This window comes from Amycolatopsis sp. lyj-108 (assembly GCF_046549005.1).
Lineage (GTDB): Bacteria > Actinomycetota > Actinomycetes > Mycobacteriales > Pseudonocardiaceae > Amycolatopsis.
Map to the genome: position 1 here is coordinate 44067 of NZ_JAJPWQ010000017.1, position 20058 is coordinate 64124.

General features: G+C 65.1%; 21 protein-coding genes. 20 read left to right on the top strand and 1 reads right to left on the bottom strand.

Translation table 11 applies throughout. The features are described from left to right. Positions 1-219: 219 nt before the first annotated feature. On the top strand, positions 220-705 hold the full coding sequence (locus tag ACLJO0_RS41610) for a hypothetical protein (RefSeq protein ID WP_410585418.1): 486 nt from the start codon (positions 220-222) through the stop codon (positions 703-705). A 170-nt stretch (positions 706-875) separates the two neighbouring features. Here the strand turns inward: ACLJO0_RS41610 and ACLJO0_RS41615 are convergent, their stop codons facing one another. Then, positions 876-1061, bottom strand: coding sequence for a hypothetical protein (locus ACLJO0_RS41615; protein WP_410585419.1), 186 nt, complete (start codon positions 1059-1061; stop codon positions 876-878). 26 nt (positions 1062-1087) lie between these two features. Here ACLJO0_RS41615 and ACLJO0_RS41620 point away from each other — a divergent pair, with 26 nt between their 5' ends. The 19 genes from ACLJO0_RS41620 (at position 1088) to dprA (ending at position 19563) form a co-directional block, all read left to right on the top strand. Beyond that, positions 1088-1762, top strand: coding sequence for a DNA-processing protein DprA (locus ACLJO0_RS41620; protein WP_410585420.1), 675 nt, complete (start codon positions 1088-1090; stop codon positions 1760-1762). A 140-nt stretch (positions 1763-1902) separates the two neighbouring features. Continuing rightward, on the top strand, positions 1903-2322 hold the full coding sequence (locus tag ACLJO0_RS41625; RefSeq protein WP_410585421.1) for a hypothetical protein: 420 nt from the start codon (positions 1903-1905) through the stop codon (positions 2320-2322). 160 nt (positions 2323-2482) lie between these two features. Then, positions 2483-3016 carry a hypothetical protein gene (locus ACLJO0_RS41630; protein ID WP_410585422.1) on the top strand — a complete coding sequence of 178 codons (534 nt, stop codon included), beginning with the start codon at positions 2483-2485 and terminating at the stop codon, positions 3014-3016. A 118-nt stretch (positions 3017-3134) separates the two neighbouring features. After that, positions 3135-3869, top strand: coding sequence for a GP88 family protein (locus tag ACLJO0_RS41635; protein WP_410585501.1), 735 nt, complete (start codon positions 3135-3137; stop codon positions 3867-3869). Between the two features lie 64 nt (positions 3870-3933). Continuing rightward, entirely contained in the window at positions 3934-4149 is a 216-nt protein-coding gene (locus ACLJO0_RS41640) for a hypothetical protein (protein ID WP_410585423.1), read from the top strand. Between the two features lie 29 nt (positions 4150-4178). Continuing rightward, a complete protein-coding gene (locus ACLJO0_RS41645) occupies positions 4179-4799 on the top strand; it encodes a hypothetical protein (RefSeq protein ID WP_410585424.1) in 621 nt (206 codons plus the stop codon). A gap of 194 nt (positions 4800-4993) precedes the next feature. Further along, entirely contained in the window at positions 4994-5128 is a 135-nt protein-coding gene (locus ACLJO0_RS41650; RefSeq protein ID WP_410585425.1) for a hypothetical protein, read from the top strand. A gap of 52 nt (positions 5129-5180) precedes the next feature. Beyond that, positions 5181-5639 (top strand): hypothetical protein, encoded by a 459-nt coding sequence (locus tag ACLJO0_RS41655; RefSeq protein WP_410585426.1) that lies wholly within the window; start codon positions 5181-5183, stop codon positions 5637-5639. Between the two features lie 1211 nt (positions 5640-6850). Then, positions 6851-8752, top strand: coding sequence for a hypothetical protein (locus ACLJO0_RS41660; protein WP_410585427.1), 1902 nt, complete (start codon positions 6851-6853; stop codon positions 8750-8752). 111 nt (positions 8753-8863) lie between these two features. Continuing rightward, complete coding sequence (locus ACLJO0_RS41665) at positions 8864-9805, top strand: PP2C family protein-serine/threonine phosphatase (protein WP_410585428.1); 942 nt, start codon at positions 8864-8866, stop codon at positions 9803-9805. Continuing rightward, positions 9802-10767 (top strand): bifunctional DNA primase/polymerase, encoded by a 966-nt coding sequence (locus ACLJO0_RS41670; protein WP_410585429.1) that lies wholly within the window; start codon positions 9802-9804, stop codon positions 10765-10767. The genes ACLJO0_RS41665 and ACLJO0_RS41670 overlap by 4 nt, the downstream gene beginning before the upstream one ends. A gap of 137 nt (positions 10768-10904) precedes the next feature. Further along, on the top strand, positions 10905-12104 hold the full coding sequence (locus ACLJO0_RS41675; RefSeq protein ID WP_410585430.1) for a hypothetical protein: 1200 nt from the start codon (positions 10905-10907) through the stop codon (positions 12102-12104). A 210-nt stretch (positions 12105-12314) separates the two neighbouring features. Beyond that, the gene (locus ACLJO0_RS41680; protein ID WP_410585431.1) at positions 12315-12716 is read left to right on the top strand and encodes a hypothetical protein; all 402 of its coding nucleotides are present in this window, start codon (positions 12315-12317) and stop codon (positions 12714-12716) included. 2 nt (positions 12717-12718) lie between these two features. Then, complete coding sequence (locus ACLJO0_RS41685) at positions 12719-13159, top strand: hypothetical protein (RefSeq protein WP_410585432.1); 441 nt, start codon at positions 12719-12721, stop codon at positions 13157-13159. A gap of 88 nt (positions 13160-13247) precedes the next feature. After that, positions 13248-13988: a hypothetical protein gene (locus tag ACLJO0_RS41690; protein WP_410585433.1), complete on the top strand. Its 741-nt coding sequence runs from the start codon at positions 13248-13250 to the stop codon at positions 13986-13988. 673 nt (positions 13989-14661) lie between these two features. After that, positions 14662-15585 (top strand): hypothetical protein, encoded by a 924-nt coding sequence (locus tag ACLJO0_RS41695; RefSeq protein WP_410585434.1) that lies wholly within the window; start codon positions 14662-14664, stop codon positions 15583-15585. Beyond that, the gene (locus ACLJO0_RS41700; RefSeq protein ID WP_410585435.1) at positions 15579-16394 is read left to right on the top strand and encodes a hypothetical protein; all 816 of its coding nucleotides are present in this window, start codon (positions 15579-15581) and stop codon (positions 16392-16394) included. Before ACLJO0_RS41695 ends, ACLJO0_RS41700 begins: the two co-directional genes overlap by 7 nt. 800 nt (positions 16395-17194) lie before the next feature. Beyond that, positions 17195-18304 (top strand): DUF4192 domain-containing protein, encoded by a 1110-nt coding sequence (locus ACLJO0_RS41705; RefSeq protein ID WP_410585436.1) that lies wholly within the window; start codon positions 17195-17197, stop codon positions 18302-18304. Between the two features lie 299 nt (positions 18305-18603). After that, positions 18604-19563: a DNA-processing protein DprA gene (gene dprA / locus ACLJO0_RS41710; protein ID WP_410585437.1), complete on the top strand. Its 960-nt coding sequence runs from the start codon at positions 18604-18606 to the stop codon at positions 19561-19563. Positions 19564-20058: the final 495 nt, after the last annotated feature.

Below are 20058 nucleotides of genomic sequence, written 5' to 3' on the forward strand. Positions count from 1 at the left end.
CTCGGGCACGCTCGCCTCGAAGACCATACCGGCCGCTCGGATTGATCTACGCCACGTAACAGGTCAGGAAACGGGACACGTGCGCAGCAACCGTGACCTGAGGGCGTTGCAATCGCCGACGTTCCTACCAGGACACCAACTCATCTAGACACGGCCACTGCGGCGAGAATCTGTCCTTTCGCTGGCTCACAAGCCTCACTTCCCGACCTGAAAGACCGGATGCGGCTCTTTCCTGACAAGGCGGTCGAGGCGCTGCTCACCGAGTTTCGCGCGTTGTTCTTCAATCCCCGAAGCCGCATGTTCGGCCGCCACAGTCTGTACGACCGCCTCGTCGAAGACGACAACCTCGTCGCTCTGACACGGTTCGAGCAACAGCTTGAACGATCACAGTGGAGTGTCTACGAAGTCAGGCGTCTGTTCTTCCCTCGAACGGCAGAACCGAACAGGAAGGGGCCTGGCTGGCGCTCAACGCGCGCGAGATTCACCGGGACCCGGCACGAAGCACTCGCATGGACACGCGACAACGTCGGCGCTCCCGACGACACCGGCCGGGTATGGATTCGCCGGCAAGCTACGGACGGCCCCTACCCCCGCACCGAACACTTCATCGGCGCGACTCTCGCCGGAACCGCCGACAAAGAACGCCGAAGCTTTGCCAAGCACTGGGCGGCTTCCACCGGAGAGACCTTGTTCGACCTGCCCTGACCCGCCACGGTCAACATCGCTCAGCACTTTCCCGCCGCCCGTATTCCCCGCAATTGTTCGCGCCGCCCAGCGTCCCGACCGCGACGCTATCCCCGCGGCCGAACGCGCTGTCCCTCCCACAATAGGAGCCCACCATGCGTCCCGCGACACTCCACCACGCCTACGCATACCTACTCTCCTCCGCAGCGCCGCCTGCGCACGCCACCGCCATGTTCGTCCAGGAGGTCGGCGCCATCGAAGCAGTCCGGCTCATCTCCGCCGACCGCGCCCCCGTCGCGGTACTGACCGAACAACGGCCAGGCGACCACGACGACGCCGCACACGACGCCCTTGCGGCCGCCGCGCTCCACGGTCATCGCCTCATCACCCCGCACGACGACGAATGGCCGACCGAGCAACTGGTCCACACATCACCTTCTGCCCGCCGCTCGCTCTCTGGGTCAACGGCAGCGGGCGCCTGGACGAACTTGCCCGGCGTTCAGTCGCGATCGTCGGCACCCGACGCCCCACCACCTACGGCGAGATCTACGCGATGGACATCGCCGCGGGCCTGTCCCGGCACGGAATCACGATATGGAGCGGCGGAACCGCCGGCGTCGCCAGCCTGGCCCTCCGCGGAGCCCACAACGCCTGCGGAGCCTCGGTCGCCGTTCTCGGGAGCGGTATCCGGAATGACTACCCCGCTGACCATAAAACCCTCCTCCTTGGCCGCTCCCCAGACACCCTCGTCGTCTCTGAACACAATCCACTGACGATCCCCCCAACGTCGCATGTCGACGCCCACAACCGCCTCCTGGCCGCTTTGACCACCGCATGCGTCGTCATCGAGCCCGGATCCAGCGATGCCGCCATGAGCGTGGTCCAGCAGGCCGAGATCAACGGTCGCCCCATCCTGGCGTTTCCCGGCCCCGTCACCACCTTGACGTTCAATCAGTCTCACGACCTGATCCGCACGGGGCGCGCCACGCTAATCACCGACGCCGAAGACATTCTCAAATGTGTCCCGGCGCTGGTTCAACACGAGCGCCCTACACCGGACGAAAGGCCGGAACCGTGACCGTCCCAGCCCCGTTTCCGCCCTGTCCTGATTGCCAAGGCCCGCTGACACTCCATGACGGCACGGGCCAGTACGACACGAAGTACGTGTACTGTCTCGCAGCTGAATGCTCGTTCGACGGGATCCCTGCAGGAGACGTCGTGAGTGAGGAAGGCCAGCCCGAACGTGGCTGGCCCCGTCCGCTCATCGAGCAACGGCCCGCGCCGTGGCTGGCCCCCGTCATCGGCGATTACGTCGCGTGGACCGCCCTCAACTCCAGGCGACTGGCTGAAGCCGATCAGCACTGGCTGTGCCAGGTGTGTGGCTGCTCCCTCGCCTCCGCCCCAACCGCGTGGATCGCTGTCTCCGAAGGTGAGGTCGCGGCCGGCGGGGCGATGCACCGAAGGTGCATGCACCTGGCGCGCACCGTTTGCCCGGAGCTACGCGACGACCTGGCCTATGTCTTCATCGAAGTGCACCAGTCCGAACGCACTTGCGATTGGAAGGCTGCGGTCGCGCGCCTTACAGCGTACGAGGAGCAACACGGGCAGGTCCCCCGCATCCTGCCGCTACACACCTAGCCGCCAAGCGGCATGCGCGACGCCGATGCTTCCTTTCCCAGATGCTATGACAGCCCACAGTCGCGCCTCTCGTCGACCTCCTTCACCCTCGCTGAGGACACCTGGACTCGGCCTCATCCAACACTTGTGCAGCCCTGCCGGCCCGGATTGGAGTCAATCGATGACGAACAACGAAGATGACACAACCGCTCCGCGAGGAGACCTCGGCACCCCGATCTACGACGAACTCACCAACATCCATGCCAGCCGGGCGAAGCGCAGCCCGGCGCCCGCCGCGAGGCCGGACTCTGTGTCGTCCGATATCGGCGAACTCGCTGTTTCTGCCGCCGTCCTGGACTTGTTCGGACGCCTCAAGCGGCTCGACAAGGGGACTGGCTGGAGCGGCGGGGACGTCATGGAAACACTCAACTTCTGGTTCGCTGAGTTCGGCATCGACGTCGATGTCGACGAGGCGACCGCCGCCCAGGGACTCCGCGCTCCCGCCTGGCTCGCACGCGCTCTCAAAGTACCGGGTCCCGAGAAGCCGACCGTGGTCGTCCATCTTCGCACTGACCACGAGCGCGCCCTGGACCTTGTGCGCCTCAGTGTGACCCGCTTGACCCAAGAACTGGGCGAGGACACCACCGCTGCGGTATTCGGCCTCGCAGGTGACCAGATCGCCAGCATCGCGCACGACTCAGCTTTCTCGGACTAGGAATAAGCTCCGGCAGACCGCACAGCATCCACTGCCCCGCGAGACCGGTGTACGGTGGAATTGAAAGATCTTGGTGTGGCCTCCCCATGCATCGAGTCGCATGAGGATGGAGGTCATGATGACGTTGTTGCGGCAGAACAGCGAACTGAAGAAGCTCGGAATCTGGAACTGGTCACTCCCCGCCTTCGCGGGAAAGCTACCCGACGGGCGGAACTACAACACCTGCCCATCAGCCGGCGTATGCGCACAGGCATGCTACGCCCGCAACGGAACCTACCTTTTCCCGAACGTCAGAGCACGCCACCAGAAGAACCTCGCGCTAGTTCTGGACGATCTTCCCGGATGGACCGCGGCGATGCAGAAAGAGCTGTCCCACAACAAGTTCAACGATGCTTGGGTGAGGATCCACGACAGCGGAGACTTCTTCTCCCGCTCTTATCTCACAGCCTGGCTTGAAGTGATGGAGGCCCGCCCCCGAACTCGCTTCTACGCATACACCAAAGAGGTAGCGATGTTCCGGGAACTCGTCGAGCCCCGTCCACCCAGAAACTTCTGGTGGGTGTATTCGTACGGCGGCACCCAGGACCACACATTGGATCCTGCCGTCGACCGTGTCGCCGATGTGTTCGCCGACGAGGCAGCCATCGAGGACGCGGGCTGGCATTCGCAGTCCCGCTCGGACCTACTCGCCGTCGTCGGTCCTGCGCCGGTCGGAATCCCGGCCAACAACATCGCTCATTTCAAAGCCAGGCAGGCTGGCCGCCGGTGGAGCCACTGGCAGGCCAGCGTCGACGCGGCGCGCGCCGAGCGCCGCGCACGTGCCACTAACGCCACAGCGTCCACCAACACCTAACTCGCGTCGGCCCCGCCTGCCGTTGCCGCAGAGACGACTCAGACCCCCGTTTGGAGTTCCCGCCATGCTCGACCTTGTCCTGCGCGCCAACGGGTTCACCCGCAAGCGCGGCACCTGGACCCGACAGAACCTCACCGCCGGAGGCCTCGTCGATCTCGACATCGTCCCGGACAACGGCCAGTATCTGTGCACGCTCCGCAAGAGCACGACACCCCTGCTGACCGTGACACGCGACGAGGACGGAGTCGCGAGTCTCGTCGCCACCTTCCTCACGTCCTGACCCGAATCCTCGACACGGCAGGAGAAACGATGAACAACATGATCGCCCTTGCTCGCGAGATCGCGCAGCACCTCGAAGGAGACTGGAAAACAGGACAGGGTGTGTTCGGCAACGGAACCGACGCCTACCTGTACGGACCCGACGGAGAGAAGATACAAATCCGACCGGGAACCACAACAGCAACACGAAATCGACTCGAGGTCTACGGATCCCTCGCCTCCCAGTTCAAGCGACACAACGAACCTCGTCACCTCATCACCGTCAGCCCAGACAAAGCCGCCGCACGGATTGCGGCCGACATCACCCGGCGCCTGCTTCCCGCCTACCGCGAAGGCATGGTCTTGGCCGCCGAAGCGAAAGTGCACCACGAGCTCCGCGAGGCCGAAAAGTCGCACACGATCAAGACGTTGCTCGGCATCCTGCCCAACGTCGACCACTTCGAGCACGATCAAGACTCGATGGATTTCGGAGGAGGGCGCCACTCACTACCGATCGGCGGCCGGCTACGCGTCCAGTCCAACTCCCAGGTGGAGTGGACGCTTCACACGACCAAAGAGCTGGCCTTCAGCCTTGCCGCTACGGTCTTCGCACTGTCCCGGAGCGGGGATATTCCTCACGCGCCGAGCACGTCAACAACCGATCTTAACTAGCCGCCCGGAGCTACAGGCCTGGCACGTCAACGTCCGCTCGCCAACGCTGCAGTCGCAAGGAAAGTGCAAACCCGGCCGTCACCCGAGCACGTCGCAGAGGACGATCACGACGCCCTGGCCTCTTGATCTCCGCACATCAGCCAACGCCCTCCCGAAGCAGCCGCATCGCGGCCTCAGCGATTGAAGGATGATCCATGAGCAATCGAGAAGAGAGCACCGCCACAGAACTCAGCGAGTACCTGCGCGATGTCGCCGAAGTACTGGGACCGCCTTGGCAGATCTTGCCTCCGCACAGTACCGGTGAGGTCGCCACGCTATCCGGCCCCTGAAGGCGGCTTCGTCGCCATCGCCCTCGAACGACGCACCGGCGGGGAAAGGCTTGTGTTCGAGACCTGGCTTTCCAGCGACCTCAGCGCACACCGGCCCAAAGGTGCGGTCCGCCCCCTCGTCACCGTTTCCCCGACACGGCCGCCACAGGACGTCGGAAAGGACCTGCGACGGCGGCTCTTGCCAAAGGTTATCCAGTTCTTCGGCGACGCGCGCAACCTCGCCGACCGTCGCCGCCGCGACGCCACCGATCTGCACAGTGTCCTCGAATCGGTCGCGATCAAGCTAGGCGCAGACGTCAAGCCGAACGCGAAGTCCGCCGCGATTGGAAAGTTCGGACAGCCGCTGTTCGCTACAGCTCAAGTCATTCAGCCGTTGTGGCGCCAAGGCGAACACGTCGTCCGGTGGAGCATCGACACTCGCCCCGACATCGCACTAGCCCTCGCCGATCTTCTCGCCACACAGGCCGCGCAGGCCGCTAGTGACCACGCCGCCGCACCTCCCATCGGGTAGCCTCGGGCCACGGTCTCACTCAGCTCTGTGAGGTTTGGTACTCAATGCGGGCCCGGTTGTTCGCGACCTGGTCGACCATCGCCGAGACGCGTATGTTCCAGCCGTCAACGATGCCCTCGTAGATGACCTTCCCGACGTACACGTACGAATTCGGAGGTGTGTGGATCAGATTAAGCGCCACCGCCCATCGGGCGACCGCCGCTGAAGCAGCAGACGGCGAACTCTCGTCTCGTGGCGAGCCCCACACCACCTTCCCGGAAGGACGCCCCAGCACATGTCGATGTCGGCGAGGCCGTTCGCCTCGGCGAACTCAGTGGCCCATGCCTTTGCTCCGTTGTTAATGGCTTCATTCAGCGATCGCATCGCGCTTCCTCTGTCCGCTCGCACATCCCGGCCTTCTACGTAGTGTGCCAACACCGCACCCGCCACGATTGGGTGACGACCCCGCACTACCGGACTAGGACGAAAGCGTCTGATGGCCAGCGACGCTAGAAGTCGCACGTGGCACTGCGGCCAGCGCAAGCCGCCAGCATGCTCGTAGACCACTCAGCCAGCTATTCGGAACTCCGGCTGATACAACAGTTCGCAATACGTGAGAGGTCGATGGCTTGGAGTGCGCGGCCGCTACGTCCCCGGATGCGGCCCGTGCCATCGCACGGAGTCCAACTGCCTCCGTTTTGCGGCGGATTGGTGCCAGAAGATCCAGACGACCTTAGAGCCGACCATGCACACCCGCGAGCCTGGCCGTTCGCGATGTCGTCGAATAACAACAGGGAGCTGACCGGCCCTCCTCACCCGTCTGTGAGCGGCGTGCTGCCCGGGCAGCACCCTGCCGGTCGCCTCGACGCACAGTGCACCAACCCGGCAACTCCCACGCATACAAGTCGATACCGGGTCGAACCACGGTGGCGACGAACAAGAACGGAAAGCAAGCGGGCTAGGCCGATGTGTCCGGCACGCCGGTTCCCGGTCGGAACGCCGCACTCTAGCGGCGCCTGGCACGGGAGGAAGCCCGTGCTCAGCGAGTAACCGGCGCTTTTCGCAGGAAGGCGGGCTTCCTCCCGCGGCAGGCGGCGCCGCTGGATCGAGTGCGTCCCGACCGGGACACCCGCGTCCCGATCCTCAACGGCATGAATCGGGTCAGATCCACGCGGGCGGAGACCGGTGGCCGCTGCGAGCGGTCACCGGCCGATTTCTGTGAAGGAGTCCCAGTGACCAGCACTGTGGAAATCCCGGCCCAGCGCGACGACAACATCCAGATCATCGAGTCCCTCGGCGCCTCCGACGATTCCCTCACCTCCGAGCCCGTCGACGTCGACGAGTCCGCCTCCGCCAAAGCGCCCACAGAGGCGGAGCTGCGCGTCCGGCGTGCGGAGTGGGAGGCCGAGTACGACACCATCGTCTGGTGCGATCCGGCCGAGGTCGTCATCGGTGTCAACGTCCGGACGGAGAACGCCGAGACCGATCCCACGACCGTCCAGGACATGAAGCAGCGGGGCGTCGACATGGCCGTGAAGGGCTATCGCGCCGACGACGGCGCGGTGACGATCACGATGGGCCAGCGTCGCGTGCTCAACGCCCGCAAAGCGCAGTGCGACGTACCAGTCTGGATGCAGGCGCCCCCGTCCGAAGACGAACGCAAGGCCACCATCGAGCGGATCGTCGGTCAGCTCAACGAGAACGACCTCCGTGAGGGACTGACCCTCGGCGACCGGTACAGCGCCTTCCAGCAGCTGGCAGCGTTCGACCTCAAGCCCACCGGCATCGCCCGGAAGCTCGGCCGCGGCAAAGGCGGCAAGGAGTACGTGGAGAAAGTCCTCCAGGCCGGTGCCAGCGACCTGGCACGCGCCGCGACCGACCGCTACGACCTGACGCTCGACCAGGCCGCCGTCGTCGCGGAGTTCGAGGGCCGCGGTGACCTCGACACCGCGAAGGAACTCATCCGGCTCGCCATCGCCGAACCGAACAACTTCCGGGTCTTCGCCGATGTCCAGCGCCGCAAGCACGCCGAAGCCGAGCGCGTGCAAGCACTGACCGAACAGCTCACCCGGGACCTGACCGACGCGGGCGTCACGATCCTCGACGACACGATCGACGCCGACACCGGGCCGGCGCGGTCGCTCGATCGTCTCCGCCTCACCCCCGACAGTGAGCCCGGCACCGCGATCACCATCGACCAGCACAGCAGCTGCCCGGGACACGCCGCCTGGCTGTCTGAGGATTACCAGGACGGACACACCGTCATGGCCGCGCAGTACGGCTGCATGGACTTCCGCGAACACGGCCACGCTTTGTCCGATGCCCCTGCCGGTCACGTCGACTTCATCGAGGTCCCGGCCGACGACGATGATGACGCCACCACCGACGACTCCTTCGACGCGGCCCGAAAGGCCCATGCCGCAGCCGAGTGGCAGCGTCGCGCCAACTCGATCAAGCACAACTGGGTCCGAGACAGTAACCAGGAATGGGACGGCTCAAGCGAGAAGCGTCATGAGTGGCTTGCGGCGTTCGTCGCGAAGTCCGCGGTTCCCAAGGGAGCCCAGGTGTTCCTCGCGACGCAGAAGCTCAAAGGCGGCCGTGCTCTGCGCCGCACGATGGAGCGCAACCACAGGCTGGCGAACAAGCTGCTGAAGACCTCGGAGACCGGTCAAAGGTCGCTGGCCGAGCGGATCAACACCGCGAGCACTGCGAAAGCAACTCGCTTCGACGTGTTCCTCACCCTGTGCGCGATGGAAGAAGAACTCCATCGCGACGCGTGGCGCACACCGTACCCGGAGAACCAGGAATACCTGACCGCGCTTGTGGGCTGGGGTTACGAACCCTCCTCGATCGAATCGAGGGTCCTGGTGCCCCAGCGTGTGGAAGACGTCATCGCGGAGAAGATCGGTCCCGACCCCACGTCCGAAGCCGTCGACGATAGCCACGATGGCGAGAAGTCCGAGCCCGCCGGCGCCGCCGGTGGTGACGACGACGACCACGGCGCCGACGATGACGACTCCGACGACGAGGTCTTCGACCCGTCGGCCATCGAGCTCTCCCGCAGCATCACAGAGTCCGCTGCGGACTCGTCCACGGAGAACTCGGAAGCCGCCAACAACGAGGCTGTCGCTTAACGGCGCCGTTTCTGCGGGGTGTGGACGTAGGTCGCGTCCACACCCCGCTTCGGCGTGGCTCAACTTTGGCCCGCTGTGCGAATTCCGCCAATCCGTGAAACGGAGTCCGTGATGCACATCCCTCGAACAACGTCACCGACGCAGGCCCATCCGACGTCCGCGTTCTCCGCTCACCATCATCCGATCTGGCCACACACCGAGCTACCCACAGGTCCCCGCTGGGCACACGCGGTCTGCCGCTGCGGCTGGACCGACTGCGCCGAATCACTGCATGACGCCCGAGTCCTGGCCCGCCGACATCGCCGCACCGCCTACACCGACGTCTTCTACCCCGGCTGCGCATCCCGCATCAGCAGCCGCCGCCACCAAGCCGATGCGACCGCAGTGCATGTCTCGCTCAACAGCGAAGACCACGCCTGGGTGGTAGCCGATGGCATCGGAGATCACCCGCTAGCCGCCGACGCCGCGGCCTGGGCAGCCGCGACCGCCGCACGAGTCGCAGCCCGCCACGGCGCCGTCGCCGGCCTTCTCTCCGCCGCAGACGCTCTCCCCGGCCTGCCCGACGAGGACACCGTCATGGTTGTCGCCTCGCCCCTGCCAAGTACGGACGGAGCTGGCTGGGACGTGGCCTGGGTCGGCGACTGCCGCGCCTACGAGTACCGCGCCGAAACCGACCAATGCGTACAGCTGACCGTCGACCACACTCGCGGTCAGAAACTGCGCACCGCCCTGGCCGCCTCCTACCAAGGGCGGCCTGACGAACTCGAGGCCGTCGCGCGCCGATCCGATCACATCGTCACCAGCTCGGTCAGCACCGCCACCGCCACGACCATTGGCCACGTCACCACCAGCTCGCCGCGCCAGCGACTCATCCTCACCAGCGACGGCGTCCACAAACCGGTCCCGCTGCGTTCCATCACCCGCGCGGCCCGGACCTTCACCGATTCACGTGCCTGCGCGCACAAGCTGACCGTCGCCGCCAGGTACTTCGGCGGAACCGACAACGCCACAGCCATGGTCATCGACCCCGCGCCAGAGGACATCTACCCGTGACCGCGGTATCCACACCATGCCCAGAATTTGCCATCGTTCCTCCCACCCTGACCCTTCACGCCTCCGCGCTCGACGCCATCCGACGCGGCTGGCGAGTCTTTCCTCAAGCACCTCGGAGCAAACGGCCAGCCATCAGACGGTGGGAACAGCGCGCGACGCTGGACCCCGAAACGGTCAACCGTTGGTGGGGCCGCTTTCCCGACAGCAACGTCGGGATCGCCTGCGGCCCCTCCGGCCTGCTGGTGCTCGATCTCGACGCGGCGCACGGGCCAGTCCCCGCCCCCTGGGCGAACCTCGGCGTCGCGCACGGTTCCGACGTCATCGCCCTGCTCGCCGCACGCGCCCGCGAACGCGTTCCCAGCAACACCCTCGTCATCGCCACTCCGCGCGGCGGCGAGCACTGGTACTTCCGCCGCCCGCCTGGCACCACGCTCAGGAGCACGATCGGTGACCGCGGACGTGGGCTCGGCTGGCGTACCGACACCCGCGGCCCCGGGGCGGCGGTCACTGCTCCCGGCTCCGTCGGCAGCACCGGGGTCCCCTACGTCATCGTCCGCGATCGGCCCATCGCCGAACTACCCGACTGGCTCGTCGCGGCGCTCACACCACCGCCGCCACCGGCGCGGCCGCTATCCGCACCGGTGCTCCCGACAACCAGCAGGCGAGTGGTCGCCTACGTCAACGCCGCCGTCGCCGCCGAGTCGCGCAACGTCGCGACCGCCAAGGAGGGACAGCGCCACATCACCCTCTACGCGGCAGCGGCCGCGCTCGGTGAACTCCTCGCCAACGGCTGGATCACGGAGCCCGCGATCACGCACCACCTCACCGAAGCGGCCCGACACCACCTCGGCGTCGCCGACTTCAGCTGGAACGAACTCACCACCACCATCCGCGATGGCATCGCCAAAGGCCGCCGCACCCGCCGCGTACTCAGCGACCGCCTCCACACCGCGCACCGCTGACTCCGCACCGGACTGACCTCGGCCGCCAGCCTCTGACACGCCCAGTGGCGTCGTGCGGCAACGCCGCACGACGCCACCGAGGCAACTCAGTCACCAGATCCCGCGCGAGCCAACGAATCTATCCACAAAGGAACGACATGTCCACACACGACCGACGCAGCGTCGAAATCCAGCCCAAGCCCCTCGCTTCCGCCCGCTATGTCCTCGCCCCCAACGGGCTCTTTCTTCAGCGGGAAGAACTGCCACAACCCAACCAGCACCCGTATGTCGAACTGGTACAAGCCGCGGACATCCGGCTACCAGTCTCCTACGACAGCCACACCGCCCGCGATACCGCCGCACAACTCCTCGGCTACGCCCGCCAGCACTACACCGAACTACCCCTGCCTGCCACCTTGTCAGTCGACCTGCTTGATCCCACCAGCCACAATGCCACCACCTCCACGTGGTCACTGAGCGCATACCTGAACCTGAGCTACCACGCGCCCTTCGACGCCAGTCTCGACACCGAAATCGACACCTGGGAGCTGACGCCGGCCTTGGCCGCACGGTGGGGCCGTGCACTTCTCACCCTCGCCGCCGTCCTGGACAACGCCCATGCCGTCGCCACGCAGGCCGTTCTCGCCGACCGCTGCGGAACTACCCCCATCAGTAACATCCGTGACTGGGCGAACCGGAAGAGCCAGGACGACGACTCCGACGACGACGACTACTGGATTCTCCGAGAACTGCGCGAAGCCCTCGACGAGGAGGACAAACTTGTTCGCCAGCAGACACTGATCGCCGCCCTCGACATCGCCAACCCCGACCTCCCGGCCGCGCTCACCGATCTCCGCCTCAACGCCGCCGGGACACTCGGTCACCTTGATGCCGCGAAAGCAATCAAAGACATCGCTGACCGCTATGGACTCCCCCTGTTCATGTGGACTGAAGAGCACTGGTGGCTTGCCAGGCACCTCAGCGTCGGCGAGCTCACCGAAGCGGAATGGCGCCGCTTCACCAACACCCTCGAGATCCAGCAATTTCCCTTGCACGTCGAACAACGTCAGCAAGACGGCCACGGAATCGACTTCGAACTCGCTCTCAAACAAGCCGGTCTCTCCTGCCGGGCATGTTCCATCCGGACCCACGGCGACATCGCCGACACCTACGGTCACTGCGAAGCCTGCCTTCCCTCCGACCGGGCAGCGGCCCTCACCGAGGCGCTCGAAAGAGGATGCCCCGTCGAGCCTTTCAACCAGGGAATCAGCTCCCACAGCGGTGTACCAGGCGCTGCCTGTGAGCTATGCGGTCTCCCGCTACCCAAGGCCAGCGACAACAACGGAGAACAGCGCTAGCACCGCCGGCACTCCGCAGCCGGGTTGAGAAGAACAATTCTGGGGACCGGCTGTCCCTCCGACGCCGTGCGGGTGACATCGCCGCATCAAAGCACACGTGCCCTCGGGCGCCCCGCACCCCGCGAACGTAACGGCTGAGAACCCGACGGGCGCCCAAGGGCACGTGTGCTGCCGGGCCGCGTTCACCCACAACGACCCCGGAGGACCATCGTGACCACTGCGACACTCGCCGGCGCGGCCGACGACGACGCGTTCGAACGGGCCTACCGCCTGTTCATCACTGAACTGAACGCGGTCCCGATCAGCCACTTCCCCGCTGGAGCCACCGAGAACCTTCAGCTCACCACTACCTTCAAGGCCGCACTGGTCGCCCAAGTCCATCGTTCCGTGCGCATTCACGGGCTTACTGACGCCTTCCGCGTCGTCGACGCCGCCTACCCCGACCTCACCGTGAACGGACAGTGCACCGAGGCCGCAGTGCTCGCCGCGTGCGGCCCGCTCTACGGCGGCCTCGACCAATACCGTCCGGCCACACAGACGATGCTTCGCGACGAAGCCCGGTCACTGCTGACCAACGCACTCGCCGAAGTCCTCGAAACGAGGACAGCCTGACCATGAGCGAACACGAAGGCAGCGGGCGGGCGCACCTTGACTCCTGCCCGCCTTACAACCTGCCGGCTTCTGTCGACAGCAACATCCCGCGTGAGTGGAGCGTCGCTGACCCCGCCGCATGGTCAATCGCCCGAGGAATCCTCAGCGAGCTGTGCCACGAACTCCGAGCAGCGCCGATTTCGTTGCGCTACCACGAACTCACCCGCCCACGAAGCCGGGACTACATCGGACTCAGAATCACCGCACGTGCGCGACCGCCGCACGGGAACGACACGATCGTCATCTATCGCAGTGAGTCCGCACAGAGTGCCAGGTCCGGCGGTCGATGGTCCGTCGCTGTCAACGGGCTGATTCCCGTCTCGCGCGTGAGCATCACGCGCCCTCTGCCGAGGACGATCGCCCATCTCGCTCACGAAGCCCTCAACGCCGGGCTCGACACCTGACACGGCTCCCGGCACGAACCGGTCCAGCACAACCGCTCACCACGTTCAGGCCATTCAATCGTTCGACCGCGACCTCCTGGAGAACACGATGCTGCACGCACTTCCCGGCGAACACTACGTCGAATTCGTCACCGAAGGTATCAATCCCGATGACCTCCCCGGTTTCCCCGCCCGCATCGACGACACCCCGCTGAGGTCCTCACGCTTCGGCGCACGTGCGCGACTGCGCGCCGAAACCCTGCTAGCCATGCAGCGCTGGATGCTCGACAACCCCGCACTAGGAATGCAGCTGCAGCTGTATCTTTGGGGCAACGACGGCTCGAACCGCCAATTCCTTACCCTTCGTACAAGGGGACCTCGGTGGGAGCGCACGCTCAAGCTCTGGCCAGACGACGGCCTCTACGAACTCCACGGCGACACGACCTGGTTCCTGCAGCTGTCGGTCCCGACCACGACCGCAGCAGTGATCAAATCAATCCACCGAAAACTCCACAAGCCGTCGCATCTGCGTCCCGCCCCAGGAGAGGTCCTCGTCACGCTCGCCAATTCCCCGGTCGCTTTCCCCGCAATTCTGGACGACGAACCCTGGAACCAGGCCGCAGTGCCGTACTTCCGGCCGGAGATCGCGAAGATCGTCAGTGCATGGCTGAACTACGCCCATTTGACGCTCGATGACGCGTATAGCCGTACGTATTGGGAAGGCGACACCCTCATTGTCGTCGAGAGCAATGCCGCTGCCCTAGAGGGGTACCGCCCCGACCATGTCGAACCCGGTGCGGACGGTCGGTACGCCATCGGGTGGAGAGGCTGGGTGTGGGAGATCGCCTGACGGAGTACGAAGTTGGCCCGACCATCGACTGGCGCAAGCCAAGCCGTACGGGCGTGAACATCCTGACGTTCAAGGGCTAGCTGGCACCGACCAGCTCTGCCGCACTCCATCGCGCGCACCACTACGCACACGCAAATTTTCCGATCTCCACGCTTCCGAATGCCCTCGCGGGTTCGCCGCGGGGGCATTCCTTATTTAGAACGGAGTTACCCCTATGCCACTTACGTTCCTCACCATTGCCTGCGATCGCTGCACCGTCGGCACCCATGAGCAATGGCGAGCCGCCAGCGGCAAATGGGTATGCGAGTCCTGCTCCCACGCCATGGACACATGCGACATCTGCAATTTGCCCGCCATTGGGTTACGGCGTACCGCGAGCGGTAAACGCGCATGCGACTCCTGCGTAGACGCCATGGATACATGCGATCGCTGCGACTTGCCGGCCACGTCGATTTGCTCGACCGACACCAGTGGCGAACTATGCGCTACGTGCATCGAATCCCTTGGATTCTACCACTGCGATGACTGCTCGACACTCATCAACGAAGGCGAAACGTGCAGTGTCCATTCGACCTTACGAGAACTCGCGTTCATCTGTGACCACTGCCGCGCCACCCACACAGACCAGACCCCGTCGCACGCGACGCTCGAACGGACATTGTGCTTCCGATGTGTGGACTTCTTCCACCTGTGCGAAGAATGCGATCTGTTCGATGAATACAGCACAGCACTTACCGACGATAGCCCAACTCGCCCGCTTTGCTATAACTGCGCTCGCGATCACGGGTATTACGAATGCATCGACTGCGACACGCTCATCTCTTACGGCTCCTACTGCGACGCGCACGTCGCCCGAGCCGGGTACGACGAGCTACACGAATACAGCTACAAGCCCGAACCGGTCTTCCATGGCATCGGTCCCCGCTACCTCGGCATGGAACTGGAGATCAACGTTCCTCTCGGCGACATCAGCGACCGCGCCGCCGACGCGATCGCTGCCCTCGACGGACTCGGCTACCTCAAAGAGGATGGCTCCATCTCCCACGGCTTCGAACTGGTGACGCACCCGATGTCCTACCAGTGGGCGCTCGAGTCATTTCCGTGGGAACTCCTCCCCGTCCTTCAGGGCAAGGGGTGCACCGGAGACGGCGTCGGCATGCACGTTCACATCAGCCGCGACGCATTCGCAGGCCCCTGTCATGTGTACCGATGGATGAAATTCATCTACCGCAACGCTTCCGCCGTCCAAGTACTCGCCAGGCGAGACTCAGACTACGCCGAATTCGACAGTCTCGAACGGTCCATGGTCAAAGAGACTTGCAAGGGTGAGCGCGTTGCACGGCGCAGCCTTGCGATCAACACACAGCCGGAAGCGACACTCGAACTGCGCGTCTTCGCCTCCAGCCTCGATCCCGGCCAAGTCAAAGCCGCTCTCGCGTTCGCAGACGCCTCTGTCAGCTACACACGCGATCTGACCGTCGCTGACATCACGCGGCGTGGCGCATGGACCTGGGACAGCTTCACTCAATGGCTTCTCACCCACCAGCAGTACTCGCCGTTGACCCACGATCTGGAAGGCCTCGCATGTGCATGCTGACCTACCTCCCCGAGGCAATACAGCCGGACGTCGAGGCACTCGGCAATGGCGCCAGCCACAATGACAACGGTCACGGCTATGCCATCGTGGCGAACGACCGCATCATCACTGGCAGAGGCATGCAGGATTCCGTAGTCATCGAGGAGTTCGCCGCACTTCGGCGCCTCCACCCCGACGGCCCCGCGCTCTTCCACAGCCGACTTGCCACACACGGATCGATCGGCGAGGCCAACAACCATCCGTTCCCCGTCGGCGCCGACGCGCGTACCGTTTTGGCTCACAACGGAATCCTGCCAGTGGAGGCTCAGCCCGGGAAGGGCGACGACCGATCGGACACCCGCATCGCGGCGGATGAATTCTTTCCCAGCGACCCGTTCTCTTCGTTTGACCGCCCCGCCACGCGCAAACTCATCGAACGATGGCTTGGGCGATCAAACAAGATCGTCATTCTCACGGTGGACCCGCGCTACCACTACTCCGGCTACATCTTCAACGAACAGGCCGGGATCTGGCACGGCAATTCCTGGTACTCCAATTACGACTTTGAGTATCACTATTCCGATCTCCGCCCGGGCCATGCTGCCTGGTGGGGGATCGACGACGGCTGCATGTTCTGCTGCGCCAACGACTGCATCGATCCCGAGACCGGTCTTTGTCTCTCGTGCGGGTTCTGCCCCATGTGCGGCGGCGAGGAGAGCGAGTGCGGACGCGGCTGCTACCGCTTGTTTCTGACCGCTCCCTGCGATGGCTGCGGATCAGACATCCGCTCGTGCCCCTGCCCGCTCCCGGACCAGCACCTCACCACCTGACGCAGTTACACCAGACATCCACGTCTTCCGGACGTGCTCGGTACGCCCAGAAAACGGGAAAGGGCCGTCATGCCACAGGCCAACCGCGACATTTCCAGTCCGCCAGCGATTCCCGCCGCTCTCGCTCACCGGCCCATCCACGCTGGTCTCGTGGTCCCCTGGAACACTCCACAGTCCGCCAGTGGGCGCTATCTCTTCGGTACTGTCAGCGCAGAACTGAATCACCGGGCGCTTCGATACCGACTGTGCGGGGTATGCGGCCGTGCCCTCACACGACCTCTGGTGCTGCTTCTCAGAGAATCTGATCTGTCTCGGCGCGCCAGCACCGAACCGGCACTACATCCGGTATGCGCGGCCTACACCACCGTCGCGTGCCCGATGGTCGCCGGCCGCCGCGACCATTACCGATCCACACCGCGCACCCTGGACGCGAACATGGTCTCCGCCAATGATTCCGGTGCCCGACGCGGATCCGCGGCCGAGAAGTGGTTCGCTGTCTGGCTGACCGGCTACGACGTGGTCACCCTTTTTGGCAACCCCGCAGCGTCCTACCTGCTCAGGCCACCACTGCGCATCCGCCCAGCAATGCGAACACGATGGCCCAACTAGGCCGAACACTGCACCAGGGATTACAGCAGACGCCGTCGCCGCCTCTGCCGCAGCGGCAGAGGCGGCGACATCACTGGCGGCCCCTGAGCCAACGCGCCGCATTGGCGCCACAGGCCGGGAGCGCCCCATCTCCCCGACGACCTCAGACGCTGGGTCTCCAGCGTGACGCCCCGTCCCGAAAGGACTATGGCATGCCCCGCTCCGTCAAAGTCACCACCTCCAGCGACGTATTCGCGGCCGTCCCACACCTGCTCCAGTATGTTCCCGAAGAGTCCTTTGTGCTCATCATCGTAGGCAGCGATCCAGCCCGACCCAACCGCACTGAAATGGCTGCCAGGGTCTCGCTCCAGCAGTTTGACCAAGATCCTTCCGCCCTCGCACGGCTGCTGACTCGCCCTGTCATGGACCGTCCGGTGCGCGAAGTCATCGGTCTTGTGGTATGTCCCGCCCTGCCAGGGCCTGGACTTCCCTATCGGACCTATGTGCTCGCTCTCGCGCACGAGATCCGGCAGCTCGGCTTCCGCGTCGACGAGGTGAGCCATGTCCCCGACTTCAGCGAAGGCGCGTTGTGGCGCTCCTATGTGGACATGGAACGATCAGGCCACCTTCCCGATCCGTTTTCCACTCCGATCGCCGCCGCCACCGTCGCCGAGGGCATCGTCACCGCGCGGTCACGTGACGCCCTTGTCGGCGCCTTCTCACCGGCCGCGGAGACCGACCGAGCCCGACTGGAACCGCACATCATCTCCGCTCTGGCGCAATCCCGCGCCGACCGGGATCAGTCGGACGCCGCACGCGATCGACTCGCCCGCGCAGATACCGCGATCGCTGCAGCCTCTTACGGCGTGCTTCCTACGGGAGACACCGAACTCGCCGACCTGATCGCCACCTTCAGTATTGAACCCTTCCGCAGTGCCGCATTCAGCGTTGACTCGACGGATCTCTTGCATGGGGTCGAGACGTTGACGACGCATCTCTGGCGATTCGCCCCCGAACCCTGCGCGAGCCACCTCGCCGCGGTAATCGCTCTTCACGCCTACTTGCTGGGCGCAGGCGCCCGCGCCTCCATCGCCGTCGACGCGGGTACCGTTCCCCTTCCACTGCTCGGCCTTCTCCGTCACGCCCTGGCGACACAGGTGCCACACGGCGGGCTCAGGGTGGCGGTAAGTGAGGGCTCCGCCGAAGCGCGCGCCCACCTCATCACCCCGAAGCGGCCAGAAAGTCCGGAATCAGTCGCACGTCCTGTTAGCTCGGGCGACTCCGACGACACATTCGATCGACTCGAGCCGGACGCACCGTAACCCGGTAAACACGACGAAGTACGCCGCCGGATCGATGGATCTTCTCGGAACGGCCGCATCCTCGCAGGCGGTCTGTTGGACAACCCACGGCGGCGGGTTCCGCGTCGGTCACGCGCGAGATGCCACGGACGTCGACCTGTCTCCCAGTCCTCCTCAGTGTTCGAAAGCGGCGCCGGCTGGAGGCACACACCCCCTTCCAATGGGCTCGGCGCGGCGGTCTCCGGGAAGAACCCGCACCGACGTTCCCGCACCACAGCCTCCGAGATCTACAGCGACGACTACACGCAAGAAGGGCTTCGATGACTGACTACCAGCCAGAAACGATCGCGCGGGCGTACCTGCTAGGCGTGGCCGAGCCTCCAGTCCCAGCATTGATCGACTTCGTCGGTGAACACGGTCCCATCGAAGCCGCGGAGCGGATCAAACGCGCCGACTGCCCTCCGACGGTCCAGGAGGCGACCAGCGCACGACGGGAGGTCGACTACGCCGAACGAGATCTGGAGCGTGCCGCCGCCGCCGGAGCCAGGCTCGTCACGCCCGAGGACGACGAATGGCCAGCCTGGCCATTGCGATCGCTCGCCGCCGCCCAGCACAAAAGCATCTCCGGAATGGTGCCTCCGCTGGCGCTGTGGGTACGCGGTCCCGCCAGGCTCGACGAGGCGGTGCACAGGGCGATCGCGATCGTCGGTGCCCGCGCGGCGACCGAGTACGGCGAGCACAACGCGGCCGAATTGGGCTATCACCTCGCGAGCCGCGGGATCACGGTGTTCTCGGGAGCGGCGTACGGCATCGACGGCGCGGCCCACCGGGGCGCGTTGAGCGCGGACGGGCCGACGGTCGCGGTGCTGCCATGCGGGATCGACGTGGCGTATCCGGCCCAGCACGCGACACTGCTGCACAGCATCGCACGCACCGGTGCACTCATCAGCGAGTATTCGCCGGGCACCTTGCCCGCGAGGCATCGGTTTCTCGTCCGGAACAGGATCCTCGCTGCCCTCACGTGCGCGACTGTCGTGGTCGAGGCGGGAAGGCGCAGTAGCGCGCGGAACACCGCGAGCACAGCCGGCGCCCTGGGCAAGGTCGTGATGGCTATGCCGGGACCGGTGTCTTCAGTGACGTCCGCTGGCTGTCACGCGCTGATCCGCGAAGGCGAGGCCACGCTGGTGACGTCGGTCGACGAAATCCTTAAAACCGCCGGAATCCCCGAAAACGCCTCCTCGAAGTTGCCCGCCGCGGACGACGCCCAGCCGAACTCCTAGGTTCCGGATTTTCCTTCACGGATACCGGCAGCTACCGCACCGTCACGGCTGGGACTTCCGCCGCTGTCAACCAAATCTGCCTTCGCCACCTCTTAAACAGGGAGACGTCATGAGTCCACGCCTTGAACCTTAGGGGCCGTCCGTACTCGACGCCCGTGGCCCGTCACAACCTCTAAGCGCAGCCGCGCATTGCGTCGCTGCCGAGGAACTCTTCGCGCAGGCTAGGAGACTCCATCCCCGCATCGAGCAGTCTCCGGGCCCGATCGGACATGAGTACGAGCGCTGTATGGCATGGGCGAAACTGCCTCTCCGGTTCGCCGATTCCGTCAACGTCGGCACCAACCTCGTCCTCGCCCAGCGCCACCACCTCGACGCCGGTTCCCGTCCGCTCCATGAGCCGTATGTCCGTTACGAGGTCGAACACTGGATTGCCTTCTTGCGTGTTCGACACTGAACTACGCGCCCACCGTCACGATCACGCGGCGACTCGGCACT

Coding starts and splice junctions, on each gene's coding strand:
- ACLJO0_RS41610 (WP_410585418.1), top strand. CDS start 220: ATGCGGCTCTTTCCTGACAAGGCGGTCGAGGCGCTGCTCACCGAGTTT.
- ACLJO0_RS41615 (WP_410585419.1), bottom strand. CDS start 1,061: ATGACCGTGGAGCGCGGCGGCCGCAAGGGCGTCGTGTGCGGCGTCGTC.
- ACLJO0_RS41620 (WP_410585420.1), top strand. CDS start 1,088: ATGGCCGACCGAGCAACTGGTCCACACATCACCTTCTGCCCGCCGCTC.
- ACLJO0_RS41630 (WP_410585422.1), top strand. CDS start 2,483: ATGACGAACAACGAAGATGACACAACCGCTCCGCGAGGAGACCTCGGC.
- ACLJO0_RS41635 (WP_410585501.1), top strand. CDS start 3,135: ATGACGTTGTTGCGGCAGAACAGCGAACTGAAGAAGCTCGGAATCTGG.
- ACLJO0_RS41640 (WP_410585423.1), top strand. CDS start 3,934: ATGCTCGACCTTGTCCTGCGCGCCAACGGGTTCACCCGCAAGCGCGGC.
- ACLJO0_RS41645 (WP_410585424.1), top strand. CDS start 4,179: ATGAACAACATGATCGCCCTTGCTCGCGAGATCGCGCAGCACCTCGAA.
- ACLJO0_RS41650 (WP_410585425.1), top strand. CDS start 4,994: ATGAGCAATCGAGAAGAGAGCACCGCCACAGAACTCAGCGAGTACCTG.
- ACLJO0_RS41665 (WP_410585428.1), top strand. CDS start 8,864: ATGCACATCCCTCGAACAACGTCACCGACGCAGGCCCATCCGACGTCC.
- ACLJO0_RS41675 (WP_410585430.1), top strand. CDS start 10,905: ATGTCCACACACGACCGACGCAGCGTCGAAATCCAGCCCAAGCCCCTC.
- ACLJO0_RS41685 (WP_410585432.1), top strand. CDS start 12,719: ATGAGCGAACACGAAGGCAGCGGGCGGGCGCACCTTGACTCCTGCCCG.
- ACLJO0_RS41690 (WP_410585433.1), top strand. CDS start 13,248: ATGCTGCACGCACTTCCCGGCGAACACTACGTCGAATTCGTCACCGAA.
- ACLJO0_RS41700 (WP_410585435.1), top strand. CDS start 15,579: ATGCTGACCTACCTCCCCGAGGCAATACAGCCGGACGTCGAGGCACTC.
- ACLJO0_RS41705 (WP_410585436.1), top strand. CDS start 17,195: ATGCCCCGCTCCGTCAAAGTCACCACCTCCAGCGACGTATTCGCGGCC.
- dprA (WP_410585437.1), top strand. CDS start 18,604: ATGACTGACTACCAGCCAGAAACGATCGCGCGGGCGTACCTGCTAGGC.